This is a genomic window from Pseudomonas sp. R1-7, from assembly GCF_051132105.1.
In the GTDB taxonomy this organism is placed as follows: domain Bacteria; phylum Pseudomonadota; class Gammaproteobacteria; order Pseudomonadales; family Pseudomonadaceae; genus Aquipseudomonas.
Window position 1 is genome coordinate 4,754,078 of sequence record NZ_CP071661.1, and the last position, 13,388, is coordinate 4,767,465.

The 13,388-nt window shown below is 63.3% G+C and carries 11 protein-coding genes; 2 read left to right on the forward strand and 9 right to left on the reverse strand.

Going from position 1 to position 13,388, the window contains the following annotated elements; all coding sequences use genetic code 11:
* Window positions 1-99: 99 nt before the first annotated feature.
* The 9 genes from prfB to J3P79_RS21360 form a co-directional block, all read right to left on the reverse strand.
* Window positions 100-1,195 (reverse strand): peptide chain release factor 2 gene (gene prfB, locus J3P79_RS21320; protein WP_095963568.1). Its coding sequence is split into 2 segments (ribosomal slippage): window positions 100-1,122 and window positions 1,124-1,195, totalling 1,095 coding nucleotides; the frame shifts between segments, so codons are not numbered across the junction.
* A 158-nt stretch (window positions 1,196-1,353) separates the two neighbouring features.
* Window positions 1,354-2,355, reverse strand: a complete 1,002-nt coding sequence (locus J3P79_RS21325; RefSeq protein WP_434605541.1) for a diguanylate cyclase domain-containing protein — start codon at window positions 2,353-2,355, stop codon at window positions 1,354-1,356.
* Between the two features lie 38 nt (window positions 2,356-2,393).
* On the reverse strand, window positions 2,394-3,404 hold the full coding sequence (locus tag J3P79_RS21330) for a chemotaxis response regulator protein-glutamate methylesterase (protein WP_434605542.1): 1,011 nt from the start codon (window positions 3,402-3,404) through the stop codon (window positions 2,394-2,396).
* Window positions 3,401-5,665, reverse strand: a complete 2,265-nt coding sequence (locus J3P79_RS21335) for a hybrid sensor histidine kinase/response regulator (RefSeq protein WP_434605544.1) — start codon at window positions 5,663-5,665, stop codon at window positions 3,401-3,403. The genes J3P79_RS21330 and J3P79_RS21335 overlap by 4 nt, the downstream gene beginning before the upstream one ends.
* Entirely contained in the window at window positions 5,662-6,333 is a 672-nt protein-coding gene (locus J3P79_RS21340; protein WP_434605545.1) for a chemotaxis protein CheW, read from the reverse strand. Before J3P79_RS21340 ends, J3P79_RS21335 begins: the two co-directional genes overlap by 4 nt.
* Window positions 6,330-7,595: a CheR family methyltransferase gene (locus J3P79_RS21345; RefSeq protein ID WP_434605546.1), complete on the reverse strand. Its 1,266-nt coding sequence runs from the start codon at window positions 7,593-7,595 to the stop codon at window positions 6,330-6,332. The genes J3P79_RS21340 and J3P79_RS21345 overlap by 4 nt, the downstream gene beginning before the upstream one ends.
* Window positions 7,592-8,128: a chemotaxis protein CheW gene (locus tag J3P79_RS21350; RefSeq protein WP_434605547.1), complete on the reverse strand. Its 537-nt coding sequence runs from the start codon at window positions 8,126-8,128 to the stop codon at window positions 7,592-7,594. The genes J3P79_RS21345 and J3P79_RS21350 overlap by 4 nt, the downstream gene beginning before the upstream one ends.
* Entirely contained in the window at window positions 8,128-9,750 is a 1,623-nt protein-coding gene (locus J3P79_RS21355) for a methyl-accepting chemotaxis protein (protein WP_434605549.1), read from the reverse strand. The genes J3P79_RS21350 and J3P79_RS21355 overlap by 1 nt, the downstream gene beginning before the upstream one ends.
* 259 nt (window positions 9,751-10,009) lie before the next feature.
* A complete protein-coding gene (locus J3P79_RS21360) occupies window positions 10,010-10,723 on the reverse strand; it encodes a tellurite resistance TerB family protein (protein WP_434605550.1) in 714 nt (237 codons plus the stop codon).
* Window positions 10,724-10,907: 184 nt separating this feature from the next.
* Between J3P79_RS21360 and J3P79_RS21365 the strand changes: the two genes are divergently transcribed.
* Window positions 10,908-11,822 carry a LysR family transcriptional regulator gene (locus tag J3P79_RS21365; RefSeq protein ID WP_434605552.1) on the forward strand — a complete coding sequence of 305 codons (915 nt, stop codon included), beginning with the start codon at window positions 10,908-10,910 and terminating at the stop codon, window positions 11,820-11,822.
* Between the two features lie 95 nt (window positions 11,823-11,917).
* The gene (locus tag J3P79_RS21370) at window positions 11,918-13,375 is read left to right on the forward strand and encodes a gamma-aminobutyraldehyde dehydrogenase (RefSeq protein ID WP_434605554.1); all 1,458 of its coding nucleotides are present in this window, start codon (window positions 11,918-11,920) and stop codon (window positions 13,373-13,375) included.
* The last annotated feature ends 13 nt before the right edge of the window (window positions 13,376-13,388 follow it).

Here is a 13,388-nt window from a genome sequence, read left to right on the forward strand (position 1 = left end):
AAGGTTTCCATCACAGGTTCGTTGCCCCCGGCCCGGGCCGGAGTTTGCGGGCAGGCCTCGCTCCCATGGAAGCGTGCCTGCCCACCGCGTGGTGTCGCGTTACAGCCCTTGCTTGAGGCTGGCGATCAGGTATTCATCGATGTCGCCGTCGAGCACTTTGTCGCAATCGCTGCGTTCGATGCTGGTCCGCAGGTCCTTGATCCGCGAGGCGTCGAGCACGTACGAACGGATCTGGTGACCCCAGCCGATGTCGGACTTGGTGTCTTCCAGGGCCTGCGACGCGGCGTTGCGCTTCTGGACTTCCTGCTCGTACAAGCGGGCCCGCAGCATCTTCATCGCGGTGTCTTTGTTCGCGTGCTGGGAGCGTTCGTTCTGGCAACTCACCACGGTGTTGGTCGGTACGTGGGTGATCCGCACGGCCGAGTCGGTGGTGTTGACGTGCTGGCCACCGGCACCGGAGGAGCGGTAGGTGTCGATGCGCAGGTCGGCCGGGTTGATCTCGATTTCGATGTTGTCATCGATTTCCGGCGAGACGAATACCGCCGAGAACGAGGTGTGGCGACGGTTGCCGGAGTCGAACGGGCTCTTGCGCACCAGGCGGTGCACGCCGATCTCGGTCCGCAACCAGCCAAAGGCGTATTCGCCCTTGATGTGCACGGTGGCGCCCTTGATCCCGGCGACTTCACCGGCCGACAGCTCCATGATGGTGGCGTCGAAGCCGCGCTTGTCGGCCCAGCGCAGGTACATGCGCAGCAGGATGTTGGCCCAGTCCTGGGCTTCGGTGCCGCCGGAGCCGGCCTGGATGTCCAGGTAGGCGTTGTTCATGTCCATCTCGCCGCTGAACATGCGGCGGAATTCCAGCTTCGCGAGGTTCTCGTCGAGGCGGGTCAGCTCGGCGACGACATCGCCGACCGCGCCTTCATCGTTTTCTTCGACGGCCATGTCCAGCAGGTCGCGGCAATCGGCCAGGCCGCTGGACAATTCATCCAGGGTCTCGACGATTTGCGCCAGCGCAGAACGCTCGCGGCCCAGTTCCTGGGCGTACGAAGGGTTGTTCCAGACATTCGGATCTTCAAGCTCGCGATTGACTTCGGTCAGACGCTCATGCTTTTGATCGTAGTCAAAGATACCCCCGAATAGTTTCGGAGCGCTCGGACAGGTCCTTGATGGTGTTCAGGATCGGGTTGATTTCCATGGCGGGCAGCACTCGTTGGCGAACTTTTGAAAGCCAGCGAGTATAACGTAATCAAGCGCCAGCGGCAGCCCGCCTGGCGGCTTTAGAGGGAATGAAACCCGGTGGCATCGTTCAACACTGCTCCCTCGCCACAAAAGCACTCTCGCTAGGCAACAGGTTTATTCAACCCCAACCCGATTGCGCCCATTGTGCTTGGCCAGGTACAACCCCTTGTCCGCCGCCGAGATCAACTGTCGGCTGTCGCCGCCCTGCTGGGGCGTGAAGGTCGCGACGCCGACGCTGATGGTCAGGTTCTCGCCGCCGTCGGGCGTGGCATGGGGGATCTTCAGGGCAACGACGCTCTGGCGCAGTTTCTCCGCCATCAGCCGGGCGCCGCCAGGCGAGGTGCCGGGCAATACCAGGGCGAATTCCTCGCCGCCATAGCGGGCCGGCAGGTCGGAGGGGCGACTGCACGCGTCGCGGATCGCCGTGGCGACTTTACGCAGGGCTTCGTCGCCCTCCAGGTGACCGAAATTGTCGTTGTAGGATTTGAAGTAGTCCACGTCGATCATCAGCAACGACAACTGGGACTGATCCCGCAGCGCCCTTCTCCACTCCAACTCCAGGTATTCATCGAAGTGCCGCCGGTTGGACAACCCGGTCAGCCCGTCGGAATTCATCAGTCGTTGCAGCACCAGGTTGGTGTCGAGCAACTGCTGCTGACTCACCCGCAGGGCACGATAAGCCGCGTCGCGCTGCAACAGCATCATGTAGGAACGTGAGTGATAGCGAATGCGCGCCACCAGTTCGATATTGTCCGGCAACTTGACCAGGTAGTCGTTGGCCCCTGCACCAAACGCCGCGCTCTTGATCAGCGGGTCTTCCTTGGTGGACAGGACGATGATCGGGATGTCTCGGGTGGCCGGATGATTGCGATATTCGCGCACCAGGCTCAGGCCGTCGAGGCCAGGCATCACCAGGTCCTGGAGGATCACCGTCGGCTTGATGCGCACCGCGTGGGCGATGGCCTGGTGGGGGTCGGAGCAGAAGTGGAAATCGATGTTCTGTTCGTTCGCCAGCCCGCGTCGTACCGCCTCGCCGATCATCGCCTGGTCGTCGACGAGCAGGACCATGGCGGCATTCTCATCGCGCTTGAAATCGTCGAGCTGTAAATCATTCATGGGGCTCACCTGAATACTGCCTGGGGTGCGGGGGTTCGTCATTGGGTGAAAATCTGCACCAAGCGTGGCGCTATTCTATCCAGCGCAAGGACCTGCGTGGCCGCATCGATGGCCACCGCTGCCTTGGGCATGCCGTACACCGCGCTACTCTGCTGGTCCTGGGCGATCGTCACGCAGCCCTGCTGGCGCATGAGTTTAAGCCCTTGCGCACCGTCGCGCCCCATGCCGGTGAGCAAGACGCCCACCGCATCACCGCCCCAGAAACGGGCGACACTCTCGAAAAACACATCGATGGAGGGCCGATAGATCTCGTTGACCGGCTCGGCGGTGTAGGCCAGCGTGCCGTTTTTCAACAGGCGCAGATGGTGATTGGTCCCGGCCAGCAACACCGTCCCGCCTTGCGGCGCCTCACCCTCGCGGGCCAGGCGGACGTTGAGTCCCGACACGCCGCTGAGCCACTCGGCCATGCCGGCGGCAAACACCTCGTCGACATGCTGGACCAGCACGATGGCCGGGGCAAAATCTCGCGGCAATCCCTTGAGCAGTGCCTCCAATGCAGCCGGGCCACCCGCCGACGACCCGATCGCCACCAAGCTCTTGCGTGACGACGATGCCCGATGCGCAGCCGGCGCGGCGTGGTCGCGGCCACCACGATCGCCAATCAGCCAGCCGATGTTGGCGATCTTGCGCAGCAGCGGTGCTGCGGCGTCTTCGGGCTTGCCGACGCCCAAGGCCGGCGTGTCGACCACGTCCAGGGCACCATGCCCCATGGCTTCGAACACCTGGTGGACGTTCTGCCGGCTGTCGCCGGTGACAATCACGATGGCACACGGCGTGTCCGCCATGATCCGCCGGGTCGCCTCCACGCCATCCATGATCGGCATGAACAGGTCCATCAGGATCAGGTCCGGCGTGTATTCATGACAACGTTGCACCGCCTCGGCACCGTTGGCGGCGACCCAGACCAACTGATGCGCCGGCTCCAGCGCCAGTGCGCGGCGCAGGGCTTCGACCGCCAGGGGCATGTCATTGACGATGGCGATCTTCAAGCGCGTGCTCCTCCGATCAATTCGACCACGGCGTCGAGCAAGGCGTCGTCATGAAAACTCGCCTTGGCTAGATAGTAGTCGGCGCCGGCATCCAGGCCACGGCGGCGATCTTCTTCGCGATCCTTGTAAGAAACCACCATCACCGGTAGCGATTGCAGGCGGTTGTCGCGCCGCAGCAATGACACCAGTTCGATACCGTCCATGCGCGGCATGTCGATGTCCGTGATGAGCAAGTCGAAGTCCTCCGAGCGCAACGCATTCCAGCCGTCCATGCCGTCCACGGCCACCGCCACGTCATAACCGCGATTGAGCAACAGCTTGCGCTCCAGTTCACGCACGGTCAGGGAGTCGTCGACGACGAGGATCCGCTTGCGCGGCGCCTGGGCCTCGTTCTGTCGGGCGATCCGCTCCAGTCGCCCGGTGTCGAGCAACTTTTCCACCGAGCGCAGCAGGTCCTCGACGTCGACGATCAACACCACTGAGCCATCGTCGAGCAAGGCCCCGGCGGAAATATCCTGGACCTTGCCCAAGCGCTCATCCAGGGGCAGGACCACCAGCGTTCGCTCACCGATGAATCGCTCCACCGCCACGCCGTAGATCACCTCCCGCTCGCGGATCACCACGACCTTGAGGGCCTGGCCACTGTTGGGCGTGACCGGACGGTTGAGCAACTGCGTCGCGGCAACCAGGCCCACGTGCCGGCCTTCGTGCCAGAAATGCTGGCGACCCTCGACCAGGACGATGTCATCGGGCGCCAGGTCGCACATGCGTTCGATGTGGGCCAGCGGGAAGGCGTAGGCTTCGCCGCCGACTTCCACCACCAGGCTGCGCACCACCGAAAGCGTCAGCGGCACCTCGAGATGGAAACGACTGCCCTCGCCCGCCGTCTGTTCCAGCACCACCGCCCCGCGTAACTGGCGGACCATATGCTGGACCGCATCCAGGCCGACACCGCGGCCGGACACCTCGGTGACCTTGTCCCGCAGGCTGAAGCCCGGCAGGAACAAAAACGCCAGCAGTTCTTCTTCGCTCAGGCTGGCGGCGGTCTGCTCGGTAGAAAGCCCACGCTCCACAATCGTTCGGCGCACCCGCTCCAGGTCCACGCCGCCGCCATCGTCCGACAGTTCCAGCACCAACAGGCCGGCCTGGTGTGAGGCGCGCAGGCGAATCAGCCCTTCGGCGGGCTTGCCGGCCAACAGCCGCTGCTCCGGCGTTTCGATGCCGTGGTCCACGGCATTGCGCAGCAGGTGCGTCAGCGGCGCTTCGAGCTTCTCCAGGACATCACGGTCGACCTGGGTCTTCTCCCCTTCGATTTCCAGGCGCACCTGTTTGCCGAGGCTACGGCCCAAGTCACGGACCATCCGCACCTGGCCCGAGAGCACATCGGCAAACGGTCGCATGCGACAAGCCAACGCCGTGTCGTACAGCACCTGCGCCCGCTGGCTGCCCTGCCAGGCGAACTCGTCCAGCTCAGCGATCTTTTGCACCAGCACTTGCTGGGTTTCGGCCAGCAGGCGCCGGGCATCGTTGAGCGCTTCCTGGGCCTGGAGACTCAAGGCGTGATCCTTGAGATGCACGTTCAAATCTTCAAGGGCGCGCAGGCCACTGCTTTGCTGGCGCTTGAGGCGTTGCATCGTCGCCAGCCAAGGCTTGAGGCGCTGGGTTTCCACCAGGGACTTGCTCGACAAGTCCAACAGGCTATTGAGGCGGCCCGCCGTGACCCGCAAGACCCGCTCGCCATCTTCGGTGACACGTTTTTTTCGAGCGACCGGCTCGATGGGCTCCATGGGCGCAAAATCAGGCATTTCGACGCGCACGGGCTCGACGGGTATTTCGATTCGCGGCGGCGCGGCCATTGATGCCGGCGCAGCGGCAGGATCCAGCAGGCGCCCCAACAGGGCGACATAGGCCTCGATCTCCTCGGCTCCGACGGTGTTGCCAGGCGTCGCGATGCGGGTCAACAGATCGGTGCCCTGGAGCAAGGCGTCGATATGTTCGGCGCCCAACACCATGCGCCGCTCCTGGGCACTGACCAGGCAATCCTCCATCACGTGGGCCACGCTGACCCCGGCATCGACCCCGACAATTCGCGCCGCGCCCTTGAGCGAATGGGCTGCGCGCATGCACGACTCAAGGTGATCGGCCTGGGTCGGGTCACGCTCCAGAGCCAGCAGGCCGGCGCTCAACACCTGGACCTGGGCTTCGGCTTCCAGGCTGAACAGCTCCAGCAACGAGGCGTCGCGCATCTGATCGGGGGTCATGACAGGCTCCGGGACACGGCGGACAACAGTTGCTCTTCATCCAGCCAACGCAGGCTGCGACCTTTGTACGGCAGCACGCCACGGGTGTATTTGCCCTTTGATTGCGAAGCGCCGGCCAGGATGCGTTCGTCGATGGCATGAATGCCGTCCACCTCATCCACCGGCATCAGCACCGGCCCGCCCTGCGCGGCGACGATCAGCATGCGCGGCATGATCCGACCACCGGAGGACGTCGCCGAACCCGGCTCCAACCCCAGCAGTTCCACCAACGACAAGCAGGCCACCAGGGCTCCGCGCACGTTCGCCACGCCCAACAGGGCCCGCGAGCGCTGGTGGGGCAACGAGTGGATAGCCTGCACTGGCGCCACTTCCACCAGGCTGCGAGTGCTCAGGCCGAGCCATTCTTCGCCGAGGCGAAACATCAATAACGAGCGAGTGACGACATCGCTGTCCACCGGAGCGTGGGCCCGGTCATGATCGTCCTGGCGCAGGGCGTAACGGTCGAGCAGGCGTGTGGCGGCGGCCGAGTACACCGAGCAGTTTCGGCAATGGATATGCTCGGCCAGCAACGGGCAGGACTTGTCGCCATGGACACCGATGCGGTTCCAGCAGTCATCGATGGCCTGGGCATCGTCGTGGGTCACGTTATAGGAAGCCGAACCGCTCATCGTTTGTGCTCACTGTTTGCCGTGCGCCCGCTGCGGGCCGCGCGTTCCTGCAATCGACGGGCGCCAGCCGCGTCTCCCTGGGAAGCCAGCAGCGCCGCCAGGTGCACCAGGGCCTCGGCGTGTTGCGGCTCAAGATACAGCGCCTTGCGATAGAAACCCTGGGCTTCGAGCGCACTGCCCGCCATGTCGCTGAGCAGGCCCAACCAATAGAACACCTGGGCGTTGGGCGCGTGGCTGCACAAGTATTCTTCGCAAGCCACACGGGCCTCGACGCTTTTCCCGCCGTTGGCGAGGGCGGCAATATTGGCCAGGAGCGTCGCGGCGTCGTTGTTTTTCACTTCGGCAATCGGCGTCGCGGCGCTGGCGAAGGGTCGAGGCCCTATGACGGGCGGAACAACCCGTGGCGGCGGCTGGCGAATCGGCAATGGCGTCGGCATCAATGCCGGCAGCGGTTGCGGCTCGGGGGCGCCCTGGCGGCTGAACGCGAATGACTGGGCGATGCCGATCGAGCGCATGCCTAGCCGTCCCAGCAGACTGCCTTCGGCGGGGCCGATGAACAGAACGCCGTCCTGATGGGTCAGGCGCTTGAGTACTTCGAACACTTGTTGTTGGGTCGGCTGATCGAAATAGATCAGCAGGTTGCGGCAAAAGACGAAATCATAAGGCGCCTCGTTCACCAGCAAGGCCGGATCAAGCAGGTTGCCCACTTGCAGGCGCACCTGTTCGCGCACGCGGTCGTCGAGGCGATAGCCCTCGTCTTCGGCGTTGAAGTACCGTTCACGGAAGCCGAGGTCGGCGCCCCGGAAGGAGTTCCTGCCATAACGCGCTTGCCTGGCTTTATCGACGGACAGAGGGCTGACGTCCATGGCATCGACCTTGAACTGATGGCCCCCTAGGCCCGCGTCAAACAGCGCCATGGCGATCGAATACGGTTCTTCGCCCGTGGAGCACGGCAAACTGAGGATGCGCAGGGCGCGCAGGTGGTTGATGTCGGCGAGGCGCCGGCTGGCCAGTCGGGCCAGCGTCGCGAAGGATTCAGGGTAACGAAAGAACCAGGTTTCCGGGACGATCACGGCTTCGATCAGCGCCTGCTGCTCCTGCGCGGAATGCTGCAGGGACTGCCAATACTCGTCGGTGGTTCGCCCGGGGACGGCGAGCACGCGTTGGCGCACGGCCCGCTCGATGATGGCGGTGCCGACGGAGGTCACGTCCAGGCCGATGCGCTCCTTGAGGAAATCGAAAAAACGCTGGTCGTTATTCATGGCTGTTCCTCGAAGCCATCGAGGCTCAGCGGCGGCGAGGGAAACAGCAGTGCGCGAACCGACTCGTCGAGCAAATCGTTGACCCGCACCCATTGCAGCATGCCTTGGGCGTCTTCGCGTACCGGGCCGAGGTAAGGCGCCTGGCGATTGTCCAGGCCATAGGGTTTGAAATCCGCCGGATCGCAGCGCAAGGTGTCGGTAGCCTGCTCCAGTATCAAGCCCAGCACCTGTCCGGTTTCCTGCCCCTGCGGCCGATAATGCACCAGTACGAGCCGGGTACTGGTGCGCGCCTCGGCGTCCTGGCCGAAGGTCAGGGCGCACAGATCGATCACCGGCACCACGGCCCCGCGCCAGGCAAATATGCCGGCCACCCAGGACGGCATTCGGGCAATCGGCTTGAGCGACAGGCGCGGCAGCACTTCCACCACATCGATGGCTTGCAGGGCGTAGCGCTCGTTACCGATGCAGAACACCAGGAACAACGTTTTCCGGGCCGGCTGCGCGGCGCCACGGCGGGCTTCTGGCTCGCCCATCAGACTTTGAAACGCGAGACGCCGCTGCGCAGTCCCACCGCCACCTGACTGAGTTCGTCGATGGCGGAACTGGCCTGGCGCAGGGATTCCACGGTCTGGCTACTGGCATCGCCCAGTTGCACCAAGGCGTGGTTGATCTGCTCGGCCCCGGTGGCCTGGGCCTGCATGCCCTCGTTGACCATCAGCACCCGCGGCGCCAGCGCCTGGACCTGATGGATGATCTGCGACAACTGCTCGCCCACCTGCTGCACCTCGGCCATGCCACGGCGTACTTCTTCGGAAAACTTGTCCATGCCCATCACACCGGCCGACACAGCGGATTGGATCTCGCGGACCATCTGTTCGATGTCGTAAGTGGCGACGGCGGTCTGGTCGGCCAACCGCCGCACTTCGGTGGCGACCACGGCAAAACCGCGACCGTACTCGCCCGCTTTTTCGGCCTCGATGGCGGCGTTGAGCGACAGCAGGTTAGTCTGGTCGGCAACCTTGACGATGGTCACCACCACCTGGTTGATGTTGCCGGCCTTCTCGTTGAGGATCGCCAGTTTTGCGTTGACCAGGTCGGCCGCGCCCATCACTGAATGCATGGTTTCTTCCATGCGCGCCAGGCCTTGCTGGCCCGAGCCGGCCGCCACCGAGGCCTGGTCAGCGGCGGTGGACACTTCGGTCATGGTGCGAACCAGGTCGCGGGACGTGGCGGCGATTTCGCGGGATGTCGCGCCAATCTCAGTGGTGGTGGCGGCGGTTTCGGTGGCCGTGGCCTGCTGCTCCCGGGAGGTAGCGGCGATCTCGGTGACCGATGTGGTGACCTGCACGGAAGAGCGCTGGGCCTGGGACACCAGGGAGGTCAGCTCGGCCATCATGTCGTTGAAGCCGGTTTCGACGGCGCCGAATTCGTCTTTGCGGGCCAGGTTCAGGCGTCGACTAAGATCGCCGCTGCGCATGATCTCGAGAATCTCGACGATGCGGTTCATCGGCCCCATGATCGCGCGCATCAGCAACAAGCCGCACAGCACGGCGACGAGCACCGCGACCAGGAACGACAAGCCCATGGCGATCTCGGCCCCCGTCACCGCACGGCCAATGGTCAGGGAAGCTTGCTCCGCCAGCTCACGATTACGCTCGATGATCTGGTTCAAATGCACGCGACCGGCGAGCCATGCCGGCGTCAGTTCTTTTTCCAGGGCCAGCCTGGCGCCTTCGTAATCCTTGCGCTGATACAGGTCCAACACCTTGGCCAAGGCTTTGTTGAAGTCCTGGTGGTTGACTTCGAACTCATCGAACGAAGCCTGGTCCGCCGGGTCCTCGATGAGCTTTTGATAGTTCTGGATTTCCTCACGCAGGTGTTTTTCGTAACCCTGGTAGAGCGCCTGGTCTTCGGCGGTGATTTCCCGTTGGCCGGAAAGGCCGACGAGTTGCTGGGTCTTGACGTAGCTGTCGACCCAACCGCCCCGGATCATGGAGCTGTAATACACCCCTGGCACGGCGTCGGTACGCACCTTCTGTTCACTGGACTCGATCTTCAACAACCGGGAGTACGTGACAACCACCATCAGCAGCATGATGGTGATGATCACCGCAAAACTCGCCAGGATGCGTTGGCGCAACGTCCAGTTCTTCACAGTAAAACCTCGGGGCACTTTGAATTGCCGGGAGTATAGCCGAGGGCGGTAGGGCGTCTGTATGGCGGTTGTGGGAGATTTTTCAGTCGCCGTTTCGTACAGAGTGGCGACGCACTTCGTGGCGAGGGGACTTGCTCCGGTTCGACGGCGCAGCCGCCGTCAAACAGCCGATGAAATCCTTCGGCAAGCGCATTTTTCGGGGCGGCTTCGCCACCCAGCGGGAGCAAGCTCCCTCGCCACGGGGATCTTGCCGCAATGGTCAGGCAACCGCCTCGCGCACCTGTTTCTCCAGTTCTGCCTTCAACCCTGGCTCCAGCTTCAATTGCCGCGCCAGTTCGTCGAGGTAGGATTTCTCCATGAAATTCTCTTCGTCCACCAACATCACGCTGGCGATGTACATTTCGGCGGCGATTTCCGGCGTGCTTGCGGCGCGGGCGACGTCCGTGGGGTCCAGCGGTTTGTTGAGCTCGGCATGCAGCCAATGTTGCAGTTCCTGGTCGTTATCGAGCTTGGTGAATTCGCCTTCGATCAGTTGCCGCTCGCGTTCGTCCACATGGCCATCAGCCTTGGCCGCCGCGACCAGGGCCTTGAGAATCGCCTGGCTGTGCTGCTCGACCTGCCCCGCCGGGACGCGATCCAGGGTCTGCGGTTCGGTTTTCGGCGCGCTGCCCTGTTGGGCCTGCCAGTTGCCGTAAGCCTTGTAGGCAATCACGCCCAGGGCAGCCAGGCCGCCATAGGCCAAGGCCTTGCCACCGAAGTTGCGGGCTTTCTTGTTGCCCAGCAGCATACCCATGGCGCTCGCCGCCAATGCCCCGCCTCCCGCGCCGGACAGCATGCCGCCCAGGTTACCGGAGCCGCCGAGCAACCCGCCCAGGCCACCGGATGACGACTTGCCCTGTGAACCACCGGCCTTGTTCTGCAGCATTTCCTGACCGGACTTGAGTAACTGATCGAGCAATCCACGGGTGTTCATTTCCTGCCTCCACGCATTCGGGTTAACCGGATCATAAGGCCCACAGCCTAGAACGAAAGTGCCCTGTCGCCTTGGCCAGATTGCTTCTAGATGTTGCCCGCGCAGTCCGGGGCTCGCCGCAGCCATTCGATAAAAACGATATACACTCCATGATCTCGATAAATTCGATCCAAGGATGTGCGTCATGATGACCTTGCGCCAGATCCGCCATTTCATCGCGGTGGCCGAGACCGGCTCGATCTCTGCCGCTGCGCAGACCGCATTCATTTCCCAATCCACCCTGACCCTGGCGATCCAGCAACTGGAAGAGGAAATCGGTGTCAGCCTGTTCAACCGTCACGCGAAGGGCATGACGCTGACCCATCAGGGGCATCAATTCCTGCGTCAGGCCCATCTGATCCTCGCTACTGTCGACAACGCCAAGCGCAGCCTGCAGCAAAGCACCGACCAGGTGGCCGGCCAGGTTACCATCGGCGTGACCAGCCTGGTCGCCGGCTATTACCTGGCGGACCTCCTGACCCGTTTCCAGCGCGCCTACCCCAATGTGGCGATCCGGGTGATGGAGGACGAGCGCCCTTATATCGAGCATTTGCTGGTCAGCGGCGAGATCGACGTCGGCGTGCTGATCCTCTCCAACCTGGAAGACCGCCACGCCCTGCAGACCGAAGTGTTGACTCACTCCCCCCATCGCTTGTGGCTGCCGGCCCAGCATCCATTGCTTGAGCACGACAGCATCCACCTGGCGGATGTCGCCCGGGAACAGCTGATCCAATTGAACGTCGATGAGATGGATCGTAACGCGCAACGCCTGTGGCGCGGCGCCGGCCTGCAACCGCAAGTCACCTTGCGCACCGCGTCGACCGAAGCGGTGCGCAGCCTGGTGGCGGCCGGCCTGGGCGTTTCGATCCAACCAGACATGACCTACCGCCCCTGGTCGCTGGAAGGCGACATCATCGAGGCGCGACCCATCGCCGACCTCAACCAGACACTGGATGTCGGGCTGGCCTGGCGCCGGGGAACCGCGCGACCGGCCTCGGTCGACCCGTTCCTGGCCGTCGCCCGGGAACAATCCCACAGTGGACGCAAGCCATCGATTTAATCGAACGTAGCCTTGAGTATTTCGAATTTGTCGGCCTTGCGGGCGCGAACTAGTCTTGCTGAATCCTCAAGGCTGCTGACAACGAGAAATAAAACATGGCTGGCACGCAAACCCCGTTGTGTACCGCGTTGTTGATCAACGGAGAACTGGTGGCCGGGGAGGGTTTTGTCGAGCCGATTCTCAACCCGGCCACGGCTGAAGTGGTGGCGCACATCGCCGAGGCCAGCACCGAACAGGTCGAAAGCGCTATCCACGCAGCTCATCATGCTTTTGACGGCTGGTCACGGACCACGCCGCAGCAGCGCTCGAACCTGCTGTTGGAAATCGCCAGCGCCATCGAAAAAAACGCCGACCTTCTGGCTCGTCTCGAATCCTTGAACTGCGGCAAGCCCTTGCACCTGGCCCGCCAGGATGATTTGAGCGCCACGGTGGATGTGTTCCGTTTCTTTGCCGGCGCCGTACGCTGCCAGACCGGCCAGCTCAGCGGTGAATACTTACCCGGTTATACGAGCATGGTGCGTCGCGACCCGATCGGCGTGGTGGCGTCCATTGCACCGTGGAACTACCCGATCATGATGGCGGCCTGGAAAATCGCCCCGGCCCTGGCTGCCGGCAATACTTTGGTCTTCAAGCCCTCGGAGCACACGCCACTGTCGATCCTGGCCCTGGCGCCAATGCTGGCGGAGATCCTGCCGCGCGGCGTCATCAATATCATCTGCGGTGGCGGCGAAGGTGTGGGCAGCCATCTGGTCAGCCATCCGAAGGTGCGCATGGTCTCGCTGACCGGCGATATCGTCACTGGCCAGAAAATCCTCCAGGCGGCGGCGAAAACCCTCAAGCGCACGCATCTGGAATTGGGCGGCAAGGCCCCGGTGATTGTCTGTGACGACGCCGACATCCAAGCCGTGGTCGATGGCGTGCGCACCTATGGTTATTACAACGCGGGACAGGATTGCACCGCCGCCTGCCGGATCTACGCCCAGGCAGGGATCCACGACCGGCTGGTGGCCGAACTCGGCGCAGCGGTTGGCAGCCTGCGCTTTGCCGGCAAGCGCGACGCCGACAATGAAATCGGCCCGTTGATCAGCGTGCGCCAGCGCGACCGTGTCGCCAGTTTCGTCGAGCGCGCCCTTGGCCAGCCGCATATCGAACGCATCACCGGTGCCGCGGTGCATTCCGGCGCCGGTTTCTACTATCAACCGACGCTGCTGGCCGGCTGCAAGCAAAACGATGAGATCGTCCAACGGGAAGTGTTCGGCCCGGTGGTCACCGTGACCCGCTTCGACGAGCTCAGCCAGGCGGTGGACTGGGCCAACGATTCGGAATATGGCCTGGCCTCCTCGGTATGGACCCAGAATCTCGACAAGGCGATGCAGGTCGCGGCACGGCTGCAATACGGCTGCACTTGGATCAACAGCCATTTCATGCTGGTCAGCGAAATGCCCCACGGCGGCCTGAAACGCTCAGGCTACGGCAAGGATCTGTCCAGCGATTCGCTCCAGGACTACAGCGTGGTGCGCCATATCATGGCCCGCCACAGCCAGCATCTGTAAGGAACAGCACTAC

Bases quoted from the DNA above. Each gene is read 5' to 3' on its own strand.
- J3P79_RS21350 (WP_434605547.1), bottom strand. From the start codon at position 8,128: ATGGGCGAGCCAGAAGCCCGCCGTGGCGCCGCGCAGCCGGCCCGGAAA.
- J3P79_RS21345 (WP_434605546.1), bottom strand. From the start codon at position 7,595: ATGAATAACGACCAGCGTTTTTTCGATTTCCTCAAGGAGCGCATCGGC.
- J3P79_RS21335 (WP_434605544.1), bottom strand. From the start codon at position 5,665: ATGACCCCCGATCAGATGCGCGACGCCTCGTTGCTGGAGCTGTTCAGC.
- J3P79_RS21360 (WP_434605550.1), bottom strand. From the start codon at position 10,723: ATGAACACCCGTGGATTGCTCGATCAGTTACTCAAGTCCGGTCAGGAA.
- J3P79_RS21370 (WP_434605554.1), top strand. From the start codon at position 11,918: ATGGCTGGCACGCAAACCCCGTTGTGTACCGCGTTGTTGATCAACGGA.
- J3P79_RS21325 (WP_434605541.1), bottom strand. From the start codon at position 2,355: ATGAATGATTTACAGCTCGACGATTTCAAGCGCGATGAGAATGCCGCC.
- J3P79_RS21340 (WP_434605545.1), bottom strand. From the start codon at position 6,333: ATGAGCGGTTCGGCTTCCTATAACGTGACCCACGACGATGCCCAGGCC.
- J3P79_RS21365 (WP_434605552.1), top strand. From the start codon at position 10,908: ATGATGACCTTGCGCCAGATCCGCCATTTCATCGCGGTGGCCGAGACC.